The following is a 16,131-nucleotide window of genomic DNA, read 5'->3' as shown; positions in this document are numbered from 1 at the left end:
CTCATGCCCTCCCGTTCGAGGTCAAGCTGCGGTGAATGGATTCTGCGGCGTCCCGGCCCTGCGCGACTGCGGACACCGTGAGATCTTCGCCGCCGAGGATGCAGTCGCCGCCGGCCCAGACTTTCGGCATCGACGTGCGTCCTTCTGCGTCGACCTTGATGCGGCCGGCCTCGAGGGTGATCGCCTCGCCGCTTCCGTTCAGGGCGGACGGGACGAAGGTCTGCCCGATCGCCTTGAACACCTGATCCGCCGGCAGCCTTAGCGTCTCGCCGGTGCCGACCAGCTTGCCGTCCTTCATCTTGGTGTATTCGAGTTCGACGCCGGTGACCTTGCCCTTCTCGGCGATCACAGTCTTCGGCTGGAGCCAGTGGCGGATGGAAACGCCCGTGGCCGAAGCCAGGTCCTGCTCGAAGCCGGAGGCGTTCATCTGGTCCTGCCCGCGGCGGTAGCAGATGGTCACCTCTTCCGCGCCGAGCAGCTTGGACTGGATGGCAGCATCGATGGCGGTCATGCCGCCGCCGATAACCACGACCCTGCGTCCGACGGGCAGCCGGGATAGATCCTTCGCCTGGCGCAGTTCCGCGATAAAATCCACCGCATTGTCGACACCGGCTGCGTGCTCGCCCTCGGCGCGCAGCGCGTTGACGCCGGCAAGCCCCATGCCGAGGAAGACCGCATCATAGCTCGACGCCAGATCGGACAGGTGCGCGTCACGCCCGAGCGCCTTGCCGTACTGGATGTCTATGCCGCCGATTGCGGTGACATACTCGACCTCCGCATTCGCGAAGTCGTCGGTGCTCTTGTAGGCGGCGATGCCGTACTCGTTGAGGCCGCCGGCTTTCGGCCGCGCCTCGAGGATGGTGACGTCGTGGCCGTAGCGGGCCAGCCGATGCGCGGCAGCCAGCCCGGCCGGGCCGGCGCCGACGACGGCGATCTTCTTGCCCGTCGGCGCGGCGCGCTCATAAAACTGCTTGCCCTGGGCCATCGCCGTGTCGGTGGCGTAGCGCTGCAGGCGGCCGATCTGCACCGGCTTGCCCTCGGCGATTTCGCGCACGCAGACCTCTTCGCAGAGTGTCTCGGTCGGGCAGACGCGGGCGCACATGCCGCCAAGTATGTTCTGGTCGAAGATCGTCTTTGCCGAGCCTATCGGGTTGCCCGTCGCGATCTGGCGAATGAAGAGCGGGATGTCGATTGAGGTCGGGCATGCCTGCATGCAAGGCGCATCGTAGCAGAAGTAGCAACGGTCCGCTTCGACCAGCGCCTCGTGTTGGTCGAGCGGTGGATGCAGGTCGGAAAAATTGTCGGCATACTGGGCAGCCGCAAGCCGCCCGGCGGCTATGCCTTCCTTGAACTGGCCTTCAGCCATCTATGTTCCCCTTAGCTTGCTTTACGCTGGCTAATTCTTGTTTTCGGGGAGGCTAGCACGTTTTGTTTTTTTATCAATCGGTCAAATTTTGACGAGGTGTGCGAGAATTGTCGTTGCCTACCTGCGGGCATCAGCGGAAACCGAGGACGGTTACTTTTGTGCGTTCGCGCCAGTCTTCCCTCTCCCATGGCAGTTCCCGCGCCTCGTTCCGAAGCCGGGGTGTGGGAGGCGGCGCATGGCAGCGTCGTCCAGTCAATTTTCTGAAGTCGACGCGCTGCCATGCACCGCCGGCGTCTTCTCCCCGGCTGGCTACCGGCCCATCGCCTTGCCCCTGATCTGCCAAGGCAAAGGACGCGAGCACGCGGCGCCAGCACAGGGCCGGAGCATCCCGCTCACCTGCTCCGGCCTGGATAGCCGGTTGCGCACACGTTCCCACCAGGAAGCTGCCGATGAGGATCATAGGCCTGCTCGAGACAGGTGAGGAGGACAGCGGGAGAATGAAGTGGATCGCCTTTTGGTAAGCCGCTGACATCTCAAAGAGAATTTTGTGACGGAGCGGGCCTTATTCTCACCACTCTCCCCTGTTTCCGCGTAATTGGGGGCGATGTGGAGCGCTTTTCAGACTGACCGGAGTTGCACCGTTGGCGTGACCGCCGCGCTGCGGCATGGGTCCAGCATTGCGTCGTTGGGCGCCTATCCGCCACGTCACGGCATGGGTCCTAGGGTCTCCGCCTTCGCTTTGCTCGACTTCGCCCTAGGATGACGAAGAGGGGAGAGGACGCAGCGCCAATCACCGAGGTTGGCGGTTGGCAGCGACGTGGTTGGCAGCGACATCCCAACCTTCGTCATCCTAGGGCAAGCGCAGCGAAGCGGAGCGCGACCCTAGGACCCATGCCGTGACGTGGCGGACAAGCGCCCAACAGTTCAATGCGAACTCCCACGCCGTGCCATCCCGGCAGCCCACCCAACAGTAAGAGCCGACCCCATACCACGACGCAGCGGACAAGCGCCTAACACATTGGAATGAATCGGCAATGTGCCTGCCAGGACTGGTCGCCTACCTCACCCCCGCAACCGCCTCTGATCGGCATCAAACAGCGCTTCACGCTGTGTGCGCGCGGGATAGCGTCTGCCGAGCAGTTCGATCTCGAAGCCGCCGGTCGCGTCGGCGATCTCCTTCGGCACGTATCCCATCGCGACCGAAACGCGCGAGCCGTGCGCGTAGCCGCCGGACGTCACCCAGCCGTGCACCTGCCCGTCGTGGCAGATCGCCTCGTCGCCGATGACGTCGGCGTCATCGGTCTCGACCAGGAAGCTGCGCAGCCGGAGCTTGCCGCCACTGTCGCGCTCCTTCAGCGCGGCTGCCTTGCCGATGAAGTCCGCGTCTTTCCCATAGGCGACGAAGCGGTCGAGGCCGGCTTCGAGCGGGCCGTAGATGGGCCGGTACTCGCGCGCCCAGGAGCCGTAGTTCTTTTCCAGCCGCAGTGCGTTGAGGGCCCGGCCGCCGAACAGGTCGATGCCGAACTCCTCGCCCGCCTCCATCAGCGTGCGGAACACATGGCGCTGGTATTCCGGCTCGACCCAGATCTCATAACCAAGATCGCCGGTGTAGCTAACGCGGCCGACGATGCAGGGCGCCATGCCGACGTCCATGCGCCTGATCGCCATGAACGGAAACGCCGCAGTGGAGACGTCTTCCCGGACGACCCTGGCAAGCAGGTCGCGCGCCCTTGGCCCGGCGATGGAAAGGCCGGTGAGTTTTGTCCCCAGCGCCTCGACGACGACCGAACCATCCGCAGGGAGATGCTTCTCGAACCAGCGAATGTGGAATTGCTCGGCGATGCCGGATCCGAAGATGTACCATTCGGTGGCAGCAGTGGTAGGGGTACCCCCACCCCTTACCCCTCCCCACAAGGGGGAGGTGAATTCTGCGCCCTTGTCGCTTGAAGCCACAGAAGGCGAGGTCGGTGGGACACCAGCGTCCCCCTCCCCCTTGTGGGGAGGGGTCAGGGGAGGGGTTAGGGGTGGGGGTGAACCGGGCGCCACACCGGCCACATTCGCCAGCGAAAAATCGCCGATCAGCTTGCCGTCTTCCTTGAGCATCGGCGCCAGCGTCATGCGGCCCGGCTTCGGCAGCCGGCAGGTGAGCATCCCGTCCAGCCACGCCGTCGCGCCCAACCCGCTCACGCGGTACTTGGCGAAGCTGGAAATCTCCGACAGGCCAACGCCTTCGCGGACCGTCTTTACTTCCCGTGCGACATGCTCGAAGTCGGTCGAGCGGCGCCACGAGAATTCGTCCTTCACGCCGTCCGGCGCATACCAGAGCGGCACTTCAAGCCCGTAGGCCGCGCCCCATTGCGCGCCCCTGGCCGAGAGCAGGTCGTAGATCGGCGTCGTCTTCAGCCCCCTGCCCGCCGGCAGCTCCTCGTTGGGGAAGCGGATCGAGAAGCGGCGCGAATAGTTCTCGCGCACCTTGGCGTTGGTGTAGCGCATCGACGCCCAGTCGCCGTAGCGGGCGACGTCCATGGCCCAGATGTCAAAACCCGGATCGCCGTGGATCATCCAGTTCGCCAGCGCCAGCCCGACGCCGCCGCCTTGGCTGAACCCCGCCATGACGCCGCATGCCACCCAGAAACCCGGCAGGCCGCGGACCGGCCCGACCAGCGGGTTGCCGTCCGGCGCGAAGGTGAAGGGGCCGTTGATGATCTGCTTGATGCCGGTGTTCTGGAAGGCAGGGAAATGGCGGAAGCCGACCTCCAGCGACGGCGCGATGCGGTCGATGTCCGGCTCCAGCAGCTCGTGGCCGAAGTTCCAAGGCGTTGAAAATTCCGACCACGGCTTGTTGGCCTTCTCGTAGGTGCCCATAAGCATGCCGCCGCGCTCCTGGCGCAGGTAGAGCTCGCCGTCGAAATCGACCGCGTGGATGACCTCCTTGCCGGTCGTGCGGTTGACTTCGGCCACCTCCGGCATGTCCTCGGTAATGAGGTACATGTGCTCCATGGCGAGCACGGGCAGTTCGAGCCCGACCATGCGGCCCACCTCGCGCGCCCACAGCCCCCCGGCGTTGACGACATGCTCGGCGACGACGTTGCCCTTGCTGGTGACCACCTGCCACGTGCCATCGGGCAGGCGCTTGATGTCCTCGACCTTGGTGAAGCGCTCGACCTCGGCGCCGAGCTTTCGCGCGGCCTTGGCGTAGGCGTGGGTGACGCCGGACGGATCGAGGTGGCCGTCCTCGGAATTGCGCACAGCGCCGACGAACTGTCTTGGGTCGAGCAGCGGCATCAGCGCGTGGGCCTCCTCGGCGGAGATTTCTTCGAGGTCGAGGCCGAGATAACGCCCCTTGGCGACGACGCCGCGGAGCCAGTCCATGCGCGCCTCAGTGGCGGCCAGAAGCACGCCGCCGGTGATGTGAACGCCCGTCGCCTGACCGGAGAGCTCCTCGATCTCCTTGTACAGCTCGATCGTGTATTTCTGCAGCTTGGCGACGTTGGGATCGCCGTTGATGGTGTGCATGCCGCCGGCCGCATGCCAGGTGGAGCCCGACGTCAGCTCGTCGCGCTCCAGGAGCACGATGTCGGTCCAGCCCGCGCGCGCCAGATGGAACAGCACGGAGCAGCCGACCACGCCTCCCCCGATGACCACGACCTTCGCATGCGACTTCATGATTTTCGATTCTCGTTCAACGGGTTGTGAGGAAGGGTGGAATCGGGATGAGAGGGAGGTGAATCGGCGTGTGATGAATGCCGCGGGAGCCCGCTGCGAATGTCACGGAATGGGTCCCAGGGTCTGCGCAGTTCGCTTCGCTCCTGCTCCGCCCCGGGATGACGAACGCGTTGAGGCGGAATGCAAATCGCAACGGTCGACGATTTTCGCGCAACTTCAAACCACTCGTCATCCTCGGGCTTGACCCGAGGACCCATGTCGTGAGCTTCGCGCCTTGTGTCCGGCACAGAAAGCAGCGTTCTCACGGCTCTTGATCCCCGATCTCCTCGCGCCGCTTTGTCCGGTACGCCTCCAGCTCTTCGCGGACCGCCGGATCCAGTACCGGCTCGCGATATTCCTCCAGCCCCTTCTTCCAGAGCCGCGTCGCGCGCTGGGTGGCGTCGAGACTGCCGGCCTCGGTCCAGGCCTCGTAATTCTGCCAGTTGGAGAGCATGGGCTGGTAGAAGGCGGTCGAATAGCGCTCCAGCGTATGCGGCTCGCCGAAGAAATGGCCGCCGGTCGGCACGCGCCCCAGGGCGTCGAGCGCGAGCTCCGCCTCGTTCACCTCGATCGGCCGCAGCACCTCCATCATGTGCTGGATCATCTCGACGTCGATGATCAGCTTCTCGAACGACGCCGTGAGCCCGCCCTCCTGCCAGCCGGCGGCGTGGTAGACGAGATTGCCGTGGCCGAGCACAGCGCCCCACAGCGCCATCATGGTCTCGTAGGCGCCCTGCGCGTCCGCCGCGTTGGAGGCTGAGCCGGGCGTCGTGCGGTAGGGCAGCTTGTAGCGCCGCGCGAGCTGGCCCGACGCGATGTTGGCCTTGGTATTCTCCGGCGTGCCGAAGGCAGGCGCCCCGGAGCGCATGTCGACGTTGGAGGTGAAGGCGCCGTAGATGACGGGCGCGCCGGGTCGGACGAGCTGTGTCAGCACCACGCCGAACAGCGCCTCCGCGTTCTGCTGGGCGAGCGCGCCGGCGAGCGTCACCGGGCTCATCGCACCCATCAGCGTGAAGGGGGTGATGCAGGTCGACTGGCCGAACTCCGACATGGTCATCAGACCCTCGGCCATCATGTCGTCGAAGCGGCGCGGCGAGTTGACGGAGATGATGGTGGTGACGGCAGGGTCGTCGCGCATCTGGTCCAGCGTCAGGCCGCGCGCGATCGCCATCATGGCGATGCCGTCGAGCGCCCTGCCCCGGCCAATCGCGGACACATGGAAGGATTTGTCGGTGAGCGTGAGGTTGGCGAAGTAGGTGTCGAGGTGACGCGAATTGGCGGGCAGCTCGATGGGCGCGCAGACCTGGTTGCCGAGCATGTGGATGCAGTTGAAGTGCTGCGCCAGCCGGACGAGATCGCAATAGTCGCGATAATTGCCGGTGCGGCGGCCGCGCTCCAGATCGTGGACGTTAGGCGGGCCGGCGACGAGCGTGAAGTTGATCGCATTGCCGCCGATCGGCAGCGCCCGCTCGGCATTGCGCGGCGTCAGCCTGAAGGCGGACGGCGTCGTCTTCAGCGCCTCGTCCACCATGCCGCGGTCGATGCGCACGGTGGAGGTCGCGTGGTCGACGATTGCCCCGGCTCTCTCGAACAGCGCAAGGGCGCGAGAACTCATCACCTCGATGCCGAAATTCTCGAGGATGTGCATCGAGGCGTCGTGGATCGCCTTCAGTTGCTCTTCGGAGAGGATCGCCATCGGCGGATAGGGATTGGTCACCCGCCGCAGCGGCAGCTGGGGGATAGCGGAGCCCGCCCGTGCGAGGGAGCGGTCGGCGCTGCGTCTGCTGCGGAGTGCGGTCATGACCGCATCAAAGCAGCTGCCGCTGCGTCGTCTGTCAGAAATGCGTCATTCGCCGGCGCGATTTTAGCCGAGACGGCATCTCTACCGGCAACGCACGACAAAAGCGACCTTTTATGTCGACAAATCTACAGGGCGCGACCGAGAGAGAGCCACCGCCATTATGGTTAAGAAGAGCGGCAAGACTCCCTTCACGTTTGATGCCTAGTGATCGCGGCGTGTCTGCGTCCAGTTTTACTCGAGTTTTAGCGATCGGGGCTCCGCTGTTTTTGGCGGCGTGCGCATCCGCGCCGAAGCAAATCAACAACATCTGCGCCGTGTTCGACCAGCGCGACGGCTGGGTCGACAACTGGCAATCGGCAGCCGAGCGCACAGAGCGGAAGTACGGCATCTCGGTGCCGGTGCTGATGGCGACGGTGCGCAAGGAGTCCGGTTTCAAGGGCAATGCCCGGCCGCCGCGCAAGAAGATCCTCGGCTTCATCCCTGGCAAGCGGCTGTCGAGCGCCTACGGCTACTCGCAGGCGCTGAACGGCACCTGGGCGCAATATGTCAGCGAAACGGGGAACTGGGGCGCACGACGCAACAAATTCGCGGATGCCGTCGACTTCGTCGGCTGGTACCACGCCAAGACCGCCGACAAATACGGGGTCGCCCGCACCGACACCTACAGCCTCTACCTCGCCTACTATTCCGGCTGGGGCGGCTACAGCCGTGGGACCTGGAAGAACAATGCCAACCTGAAGCGCTATGCGCGCGAGACCGACGCGATGGCGCAGAAATACGACGGGCAGCTAAGGGGCTGCCGCTGACGCAGCCGCCGTCATGAGAACTGCCCCCGTCGATCGGCAGACGGACGAAGCGCCTGCGGCACACCGCTTGTCGCGACTACTCCGGGAGCGTCTGGCCTGACCCACCCGCCTCGGCAGGAAAGTCGTTCAGCTTCGGCAATCCGTCACGGATCGGCAGGACAGCCTCGGCATAGTTCAGGTGCACACTGGGCTCGAAGCGGATGCCGGGCAACACGGACGCGTAGACGTCGGTCAGTCCCCATTGAGGGTGCCTTGTCATCAAATGACCACCGCATCGCATGCAGAACTGGCGGTCGCTCATCCCGGTCTTGCTGAAGTGCCCGAGCAGGTCCCCGCCCCTGGTCACCGTCACCTCCTCGGCTTTCCAGAGCATGTAGGACTTGACCGGTCCGCCGGAATAGGCGCGGCAGGAATTGCAGTGGCAGTATCCCATCTCCATCGGAGGACCGACCGCCTCGATCTCGACCGATCCGCAAAAGCAGGTCCCTCTCTGCGTCTCCGTCATGTTCTTCCTCCGCATGGTTGAACCGATGTCGCCTGGCATTCAGCCCGGCGCGCGCTTCGCCATGGCCGCGTGATAAAGGTCCATTCCCTTCCGGATGTAGGGCACGCGCGCGATCTTCAGGGACAGCAGGGCGACGAGGATGTAAGGCCATATGGTCTTGGTGAACATGCTCGACAGCAGCGTCTCGGCCGGGGCTCCACCGGGATTGCGCTCCAGTTGGTCGCGCTGCAGGGACTGGATGATCTGGTCATTCTGCTGCCTTTCACCCTCGATGCCGCCGATCTCGGCAGCGAGCCGGGCGGGCGGCATATCCGCCAGTTCCAGGAACCGTATGGCAGGATAGGCTTTGCCCTTTTCGCGAAAGACGACCGGCACCGCGCCCATGTCATTGGCCACCGCGTAGGCGGAGATCGTCTGGAGCCTTGATTTGAACGGAGCGCCCCCGGCGGCGAGTTTCTCTATTTCGGTCAGACTGCGACGGTGCCTCGAACACGCAACCGCCATCTGGCGCGCCTTCTCCGTTTCGGCAAACTGACGCTGCAAGAAATCGTAAGTCTCCTCGCCGTAGCGCGGCTCGACCTCCTCCGGTCGATAGAAACAGACGCCCTGGATCATCACGTTCAGCGAGTCTTTCACGCTCTCGATCGCGCGTTCCGACGCCGGCTCAACCGCCGCGGGGTTGTCCCGGAGAAACTGGAGGTCGGCCAATCGCACGACGATGTCCCGACCGCGTTGCGCCGCGACATCGATCTGGCGCTGCGTCGAGGTGGCATCCCGGTCGAAATCGGCCGCAACGAACACGGCCACGGCGACGATGGCGGCCGAGGTGTAGTAGATGAGGTCGACGAAATCCTTGTTCAGGCTGCGGCCGAACAGCCAGGGAAGAACAAGAGCAGAAAGCACGCAGCCCACCGCGAAGGTTGCTATCGGCACATGAGGGGCGTCGAGCAGGAAGCCGAGCACGACGTGAATGAGGAATATCGCGTCGGCGAGCAGGAACAAGCCGAAGCCGAGCCTGAGAAGCGCCATCTTGTCACCGCGGTTGGGTTTGCGACGATCGAGGAATTCCGGCGGGCAGATGATGATGACGCGGGCGGCCCGACGTCAATGCGGGTTTCGCGGTTGCCCGGGCTGCTTCCCGCCCGTAAGATGCGTCCGAGACACGTGAGAGGAAGCGATATGCGTACCTTCCTGATTGCCGCAGCCGTCTTCTACGGGCTGCTTGTCCTCAATACCTCATGGATGAATGCCCCCGCCTACGCGCAGAGCGGATGCACCGGCGAGAACTGCCAGCCGGAGAGCCGCAGCGGAAACGGTTGCGAGCACGACAGGAACGACCAGAGCGTTTCCTGACTGTGATCTATTCCTTCTTCCGCGGTGGGCGTTTCGCGGGCTTCCCGCGGCGTTCCCCGGGCACATCCTCGAAGGCGGACGGCCCATCCGCATCGTCGGCCTGGCGTCCATCACCCACCTGAAGGGGAGAAATCGGCCCGCTGTCGGCATTGGGCGAACGGGTGACGCCGAAGTCTTCCGAACGGTCGTCATGCGCCTCGTGGTCGCGGGCCCGTGCGCGGGCCTGCGACTGCAGCGCAGCATCCTCCTCCTCGCCGGCCCCGGGGCTCGATGTCTTGCCGTGCGGACGCTGCGGCGGCGTGCCGGCGAGGCCCGGTCCCGCCCCGTGCGGTGGATCCGCCGGCACGATGTCGTGCGCCTTGCCGCCGCCCGGCTGGTCGAAGCTGATGACGGGCTCCATCTTCGCAAGCTGGTCGTCCTCCAGCCAGCACAGGCTGCGATGCCCACCGCCAAGGTCGCGCATCGGTGGCAGCTGGGTTTCACAGAGATTGTCCGGCACGAACTTCTTCCATCGGCAGCGCGTCTGGAACGGGCAGCCGGATGGCGGGTTCATGGCCGAAGGGATGTCGCCCTCCAGCACGATGTGCTTCTTCACGACCGAGGTGTCGGCGATCGGGATCGCCGAAAGCAGGGCTTCTGTGTAGGGGTGATAGGGCGGCGAGAAGATCTGGTCGGTCGTGCCCTGCTCCACGATGTGGCCGAGATACATGACGACGACGCGGTCGGCGATGTAGCGCACCACCGACAGGTCGTGGCTGATGAACAGCATCGTCGTCTTGTTGCGGCGCTGGATGTCCATCAAAAGTTCGGTCACGGCTGCCTGCACCGAGACGTCGAGCGCCGACACCGGCTCGTCGGCCACCACCACCTTCGCCTCCCCGGCGAAGGCGCGCGCCACGCCGATGCGCTGCTTCTGTCCGCCGGAGAGCTGGCGCGGCACGCGCTCGGCGAAGGCGCGCGGCAGCTTCACCAGGTCGAGCAACTCCAGCATCCGCGTCTTGCGATCGGCCGCCGTCCTGCCGACCTTGAACTTCTCCAGCGTGCGGATGATTTGCGATCCGACCGAATGGCTGGGATTAAGCGTATCGAACGGGTTCTGGAACACCATCTGTATGGATGAGACGGTGTCGACGTCGCGGGCCTCGATGCCGGTCGACTGGATCTGCGAGTTGCCCAGGGTCACCGTGCCGGAGGTCGCCGTCTCCAGCCCGAGAAGCACTTTGGCGAGCGTGGACTTGCCGCAGCCGGACTCGCCGACGATGGCGACGGTCTCGGATTCCCGCGCCTCGAAGGTGATCGACTCGTTGGCCTTGACCACGCGACTCTCGGCGCCGCCGAAGATCTCGTTGGCGGCGACCTTGTAGTACTTCTTGAGGTCGTCGATCTTGAGCACCGGCGCGCCGGGCGTCACGGGATCGTGCTTCTTTTCCGCCCCCGCCGGCAACGCAGCCCAGTCGATCTCGTTGAAACGCACGCAGCGGCTGAAGTGGCCCTCATGTCCTTCGACGGGGATCATGGGGATCTCGGCCGCGTTGCAGACGCCCTCGACGAAGTGGTGGCAGCGCGGCCCGAAGTTGCATCCCACCGGCCGTTCCTGCGGCAAGGGCAACTGGCCCGGGATGGCGATCAGCGGGCGGGCGTTCTTGTCGGCGCCGGGCAGCGGGATCGAGCGGAACAGGCCCTGCGTGTAGGGGTGCCGCATGCGATCGAACACGTCCTCGATCCTGCCGGTCTCGACGGCCTCGCCGGAGTACATCACCGTGATCCTGTCGCAGGTCTCGAGGATGAGGCCCAGATTGTGCGACACGAAGATCATCGACGTGCCGTACTGCTTGCCGAGCCCCTTCACGAGCTCGACGATGCCGGCTTCGACGGTGACGTCGAGTGCGGTCGTCGGCTCGTCGAGAAGCAGGAGCGACGGCTTGGAGAGCAGCGCCATCGCAATGACGATTCGCTGCTGCTGGCCGCCCGACAGCTGGTGCGGATAGGAGCGCATGATGCGCTCGGGGTCCGGCAGGCGCACCGCCTGCACCAGTTCCAGCGCGCGCCGGTAGGCCTCTTCCTTCGACACCTTGTCGTGCAGGATCGGCACTTCCATCAGTTGCTTGCCGATCTTCATCGCCGGGTTCAGCGATGCCATCGGCTCCTGGTAGATCATGGCGATCTCGTTGCCGCGGATGGACCTGAGCTCGGCTTCGGACATCTCTCCCATGTCCTTGCCCTTGAAGCTGATCCGCCCGCCGACGATCTTCCCGATGTTCGACAGGTCGCGCATGATGCCGAGCGACACCGTCGACTTGCCGCAGCCGGACTCGCCCACGATCCCCATCGCCTCGCCCGGCATCACCGTGCACGAGAAGTCCATCACCGCCGGGATCTCGCCGCGCTTGGTGAAGAAGGAGATCGACAGGTTCTCGATCTCGATGATCGGCTGGGCGCCTTCGACGGTCTTCGCTTTGACGGCTTCGTTCATCTCGGCCTCCATCAATCCTTCATCGACTGTTCGCGCAGCGCATCGGCCAACAGGTTGAGGCCGAGCACGAACGACATCAGCGCGATGGTGGGCGGCAATGCGGGGTGGATGAAGGAGCGCAGCAGCCTGCTGGCGTCCTTGATGGCGGTGCCCCAGTCGGGGCTCTCGGGCGCGAGCCCCAGGCCGAAGTAGCCCAGCGTGCCGAGCAGGATGGTCGTGTAGCCGATGCGCAGGCAGGCATCGACGATCAGCGGTCCGCGCGCGTTGGGCAGGATCTCCCAGAGCATGATGTACCAGGGCGTCTCGCCGCGCGTCTGGGCCGCCGCCACGTAGTCGCGGGTCTTGATGTCCATGACCAGGCCGCGCACGATGCGGAACACGCCGGGGCTGGAGGCGAAGACCACCGCCACGAAGATGTTGAGCTGGTTGGGATCGATCGAGACGATACCGAGCGGGTCGGCGTCGAAGACCAGGCCGACATAGGCCCAGCCGCCGATCAGCAGCGTTGCGGCAAGCAGCGGGTAGAGGCGCTCCGGCCGGTGCTTGAAGCGCGTATAGAACAGGGTGACGAAGAAAATGATTGGGAATAGGAAGAACAGGCCGGCCAGCCCGTAGGGGATCGCCGTATCCATGATGCCCGGCGTCACCAGCAGGTAGAACAGCAGGATCACCGGGAAGGCCAGCACGAGATTAGCCAGGAACGACAGCACCATGTCGATGCGGCCGCCATAGTAGCCGGCCGGCAGGCCGAGCGTGATGCCGACCATCAGCGCGAAGGCGGTCGCGGCCGGCGCGATGATCAGCACGATCTGGCTGCCGTAGACCATGCGCGAGAAGACGTCGCGGGCCAGCTTGTCGCCGCCGAACAGGTAGACCTTCCCCGACTCCGGCTCGATTGCGCCGACAAGCGCGTCCTTCATGATCGGGATCTGCGCGATCGGGTCGAAAGGCGCGATCGTGGAGGCAAAGATCGCCGCGAACAGCCAGAAAAGGCAGATCGCGACGCCCGCGATGCCCACGCCGCTGTTGAAGAGCTGCCCGTAGAGGCCGAGCCGCCTCTTGTAGAGGAAGCTGACCCCCATGACGATCGCCATGCCGAGCCAGACCGGCCAGAAGGCCGAGATGACGCCGAGAACGACCTGAAAGCCGCCGATGTATTCGTGATTCATGCGGCCCCGTTCCTACTGCACGCGGATGCGTGGGTTGAGATAGGCGTAGCCTACGTCGGAGATGAGCTGGGTGAAGAGCACGACGAAGACCGATACGAGCGAACAGCCCAGCAGCAGGTCGATGTCGTTGTTGCCGGCCGCTTCCACCAGCGTGAAGCCGAAGCCCTGGTAGCGGAACATGGTCTCGACGATGACCACGCCGGTGAGCAACCAGGGGAACTGCAACATGATGACGGTGAACGGCGCGATCAGCGCGTTGCGCAGCGCGTGCTTGATCACCACCTGGTTGAACGACAGCCCCTTGAGCCGCGCCGTGCGGATGTACTGCTGCGTCATCACCTCGACCATGGAGGCGCGCGTCATGCGGGCGATGTAGCCGACGCCATAGATGGCCATGGTCATGACCGGCAGGGTGAAGTTGTAGAACGTCACGCCCTGCCCCGTGGCCGAGGCAGCCGAGCCGTTCAGCCAGCCGAGCCATGACGCGAAGATGACCGTGAATATGACGCCTGACACGTATTCGGGCGTGGCGGTGGTCGTGATCGACGCCACAGAGAGGCTGCGGTCGGTTCGCGAGCCCTCGCGCATGCCGGCCAGTATGCCGATCAGGAGCGAGATCGGCACCATCGTCACCATCACCCAGAACATCAGGATGCCGGTTGCCTTGAGCGCCGGAAACAGCTTGTTGGCGACCGTCGTCTTGAACTTGGTCGAGCAGCCGAAATCGCCCTGCAGGATGCCGCCATAATAGGGTTCCGCCGGCTCATTGCAGTAGGAGAAGCGCGGCGTGACCTTGCCGGTTGCCGGATCCGTGTTTGGCTGTTTCTGGACCACGCCCAGCCAGCGGCCGTAGCGGACGAAGAAATTGTCGCGATAGCCGTTCTTCACCAGCCACTGCTCGATGTGCTCGTCGGAGGAGCGCATGTCGAGTTGGCTGATCGAGAGCTTCCGGAGGTTCGGCTCCAGATTGATCATGAAAAAGACGACGAGCGTCAGGCACAGCATGGTCAGCACCATGGTCCCGAGACGTCGCAGCACGAAAGTAAGCATATCTACCCCCTGCCTATGCGGTTGGGGTCAAATCATTTCACCCGCCTGAAATCGGGTGGAGGGGCCGATCGCCCCTCCACCAGCTTGTCCCGATCAGGCCGACTCGTCGAGCCAGACCTTGCCGAAGTCATGCTCGAAGGTCGGGTGCATGCCGTGGTTCTTCACGGCCGGAACCGAGCTGTTGTAGAGCTTGCGCCAGTAGGGCTGGATGATGATGCCGGAGTCCTGCAGGATCTTCTCGATGTCGCCCATCACGGCCTTGCGCTTCTCCGCATCGGCGATCGACAGCGCCTCGTTGATCTTTGCGTCGAGGTCCGGATTGGAGTATGCGGACTCGTTCCAGGCCTCGCCGGTGCGGTAGCCGATCGACACCACCTGGATGCCGAGCGGGCGCATGTTCCAGTTGGTCAGCGAGTAGGGATACTTCGTCCAGTCGTTCCAGAAGGTCGAGCCCGGCAGCACCGTGCGCTTGACCTTGATCCCCGCGTCGCGAAGCTGCGCTGCGATCGCGTCGCCGGTGTTCTTGTGCCAGTCCTCGTCGACCGAGATAAGCTCGTGTTCGAAGTCCGCCTGGCCCGCCTCCGCCATCAGCGCCTTCGCCTTGGCCGGGTCACGGGCGACCTTGGGCAGCGCCACATATTCGGGGTGGATCGGACAGACGTGGTGGTTTTCCGCCGTCTCGCCTGCATTGCCGTAGCCAAGCTGAAGCACCACGGCGTTGTCGACTGCGAGTTGCAGGGCGTTGCGAACCTTCTTGTCTTCATACGGCTTGTTGGCGACGTTGGTGCGCGCCACGATCGTCGAGGCGGTGACGACTTCCGAGGTTACCAGTCCGACGCCCTCGAGGATCGAAACGTAGTCGGCGGTCGTCTCGTGGTTGGTGTGGACTTCGCCCGCCTCGAACGCCGAGACCATTGCCGAGGGATCTGTGCCGTAGTCGATGAACTCGACGCCGTCGAGATAGGCTTCGCCGCCCCACCACTTGCCGTCCTCGCGACGCTTGTAGACGACCTTCTGGCCGACGTCGTAGGAGACAAGCTCGAACGGGCCGGTGCCGATCGGGTTCTGCACGAAGTTGGCGCCAGTCTCGTCGAACGAGCGATGCACGACCAGGCCCGGATAGTCGCACAGGTTTGGTATGAGCGCGATGTCGGGCTTGGTCAGGCTTAGCTTGACCGTCTTGTCGTCGACCTTGGTGACCGCGCCGTCGCGCAGCTTGCCTGAAGCTTCGTCGACCAGCGTGCCGAGGCGGCCCGGCATGGAGTTTCCTTCAGCGCTCTTGTCGGCCCAACGCGTGAAGTTGAAGAGCACATCGTCTGCGTTGAAGGTGTCGCCGTTGTTCCAGGTCACGCCCTCGCGGACGTGCAGGACATACTCGGTGGCGTCGTCATTCACGTCCCAGGAGGAAAGCAGGTAGGGCTCGAACGTGAATTCGCGGGTGTACTTGACCAGCGGCTCAAGCGTCTGGCGCTCGGCATTGGCGATTTCCGACCAATCGGCGAGGCGTGGATCCTTGGGGTCCTTGATCGGCATGGCGACCTTGAGCACGCCGCCCTTCTTGGGTTCCTGCGCGGCGGCGGGGGTCGGCGCCGCCAGACCGATGAGGCCATAGGCCATCGCAGTAGAGGCGCCGAAGACGGAGGCAAGCGCGAGGAATTCGCGGCGGTCGCATTTGCCCGCAACGACTTCCTCCGCCATTTTCAAGATGTGGTCGGGGACACGGTCCCCATTGCTTCTGAAGAACGTCATTGCGAACTCCCCTTTGTTGTTTTCTGCCCTAACATTCCGCATCGCGCCCCCCATGTCAAAGCAAGCGGATGCATCCTCCGGGCGCAAATGTGCAATTTTGAGCAGAAGACGGATGGCGCAAATGCGACAAGGCTGACGCAAAAATTGTACTGCG

Annotated in this window: 11 protein-coding genes; 2 read left to right on the top strand and 9 right to left on the bottom strand. The window is 64.4% G+C overall.

Features of this window, described 5'->3' with window-relative positions; all coding sequences use genetic code 11:
• Nucleotide 1: 1 nt before the first annotated feature.
• The 3 genes from PD284_RS11215 to PD284_RS11205 form a co-directional block, all read right to left on the bottom strand.
• Nucleotides 2-1,366: an NAD(P)-dependent oxidoreductase gene (locus PD284_RS11215; protein WP_274628281.1), complete on the bottom strand. Its 1,365-nt coding sequence runs from the start codon at nt 1,364-1,366 to the stop codon at nt 2-4.
• A 1,062-nt stretch (nt 1,367-2,428) separates the two neighbouring features.
• Complete coding sequence (locus PD284_RS11210) at nt 2,429-5,032, bottom strand: GcvT family protein (protein ID WP_274628280.1); 2,604 nt, start codon at nt 5,030-5,032, stop codon at nt 2,429-2,431.
• Between the two features lie 301 nt (nt 5,033-5,333).
• Nucleotides 5,334-6,872: a trimethylamine methyltransferase family protein gene (locus tag PD284_RS11205; RefSeq protein WP_274628279.1), complete on the bottom strand. Its 1,539-nt coding sequence runs from the start codon at nt 6,870-6,872 to the stop codon at nt 5,334-5,336.
• A gap of 215 nt (nt 6,873-7,087) precedes the next feature.
• Here PD284_RS11205 and PD284_RS11200 point away from each other — a divergent pair, with 215 nt between their 5' ends.
• The gene (locus PD284_RS11200) at nt 7,088-7,678 is read left to right on the top strand and encodes a transglycosylase SLT domain-containing protein (RefSeq protein ID WP_274628278.1); all 591 of its coding nucleotides are present in this window, start codon (nt 7,088-7,090) and stop codon (nt 7,676-7,678) included.
• A gap of 76 nt (nt 7,679-7,754) precedes the next feature.
• Here the strand turns inward: PD284_RS11200 and PD284_RS11195 are convergent, their stop codons facing one another.
• Nucleotides 7,755-8,183 (bottom strand): GFA family protein, encoded by a 429-nt coding sequence (locus PD284_RS11195; protein WP_274628277.1) that lies wholly within the window; start codon nt 8,181-8,183, stop codon nt 7,755-7,757.
• Between the two features lie 39 nt (nt 8,184-8,222).
• Nucleotides 8,223-9,212 carry a hypothetical protein gene (locus PD284_RS11190; RefSeq protein ID WP_274628276.1) on the bottom strand — a complete coding sequence of 330 codons (990 nt, stop codon included), beginning with the start codon at nt 9,210-9,212 and terminating at the stop codon, nt 8,223-8,225.
• 150 nt (nt 9,213-9,362) lie between these two features.
• Between PD284_RS11190 and PD284_RS11185 the strand changes: the two genes are divergently transcribed.
• Nucleotides 9,363-9,536 (top strand): hypothetical protein, encoded by a 174-nt coding sequence (locus tag PD284_RS11185; RefSeq protein WP_274628275.1) that lies wholly within the window; start codon nt 9,363-9,365, stop codon nt 9,534-9,536.
• Nucleotides 9,537-9,543: 7 nt separating this feature from the next.
• Here PD284_RS11185 and PD284_RS11180 read toward each other — a convergent pair whose 3' ends face one another.
• From PD284_RS11180 to PD284_RS11165, 4 genes are all read right to left on the bottom strand, one after another.
• Nucleotides 9,544-12,009, bottom strand: a complete 2,466-nt coding sequence (locus PD284_RS11180; RefSeq protein WP_274628274.1) for a dipeptide ABC transporter ATP-binding protein — start codon at nt 12,007-12,009, stop codon at nt 9,544-9,546.
• Nucleotides 12,010-12,020: 11 nt separating this feature from the next.
• Entirely contained in the window at nt 12,021-13,178 is a 1,158-nt protein-coding gene (locus PD284_RS11175; protein WP_274628273.1) for an ABC transporter permease, read from the bottom strand.
• Nucleotides 13,179-13,190: 12 nt separating this feature from the next.
• Nucleotides 13,191-14,228 (bottom strand): ABC transporter permease, encoded by a 1,038-nt coding sequence (locus tag PD284_RS11170; RefSeq protein ID WP_274628272.1) that lies wholly within the window; start codon nt 14,226-14,228, stop codon nt 13,191-13,193.
• Nucleotides 14,229-14,321: 93 nt separating this feature from the next.
• Nucleotides 14,322-15,977 carry an ABC transporter substrate-binding protein gene (locus PD284_RS11165; protein ID WP_274628271.1) on the bottom strand — a complete coding sequence of 552 codons (1,656 nt, stop codon included), beginning with the start codon at nt 15,975-15,977 and terminating at the stop codon, nt 14,322-14,324.
• Nucleotides 15,978-16,131 lie beyond the last annotated feature (154 nt).

It is taken from the genome of Mesorhizobium shangrilense (assembly GCF_028826155.1).
In the GTDB taxonomy this organism is placed as follows: Bacteria; Pseudomonadota; Alphaproteobacteria; order Rhizobiales; family Rhizobiaceae; genus Arvimicrobium; species Arvimicrobium flavum.
Note: the sequence above shows the minus strand (reverse complement) of the source record. Positions and strands in the feature narration are given on the sequence as shown.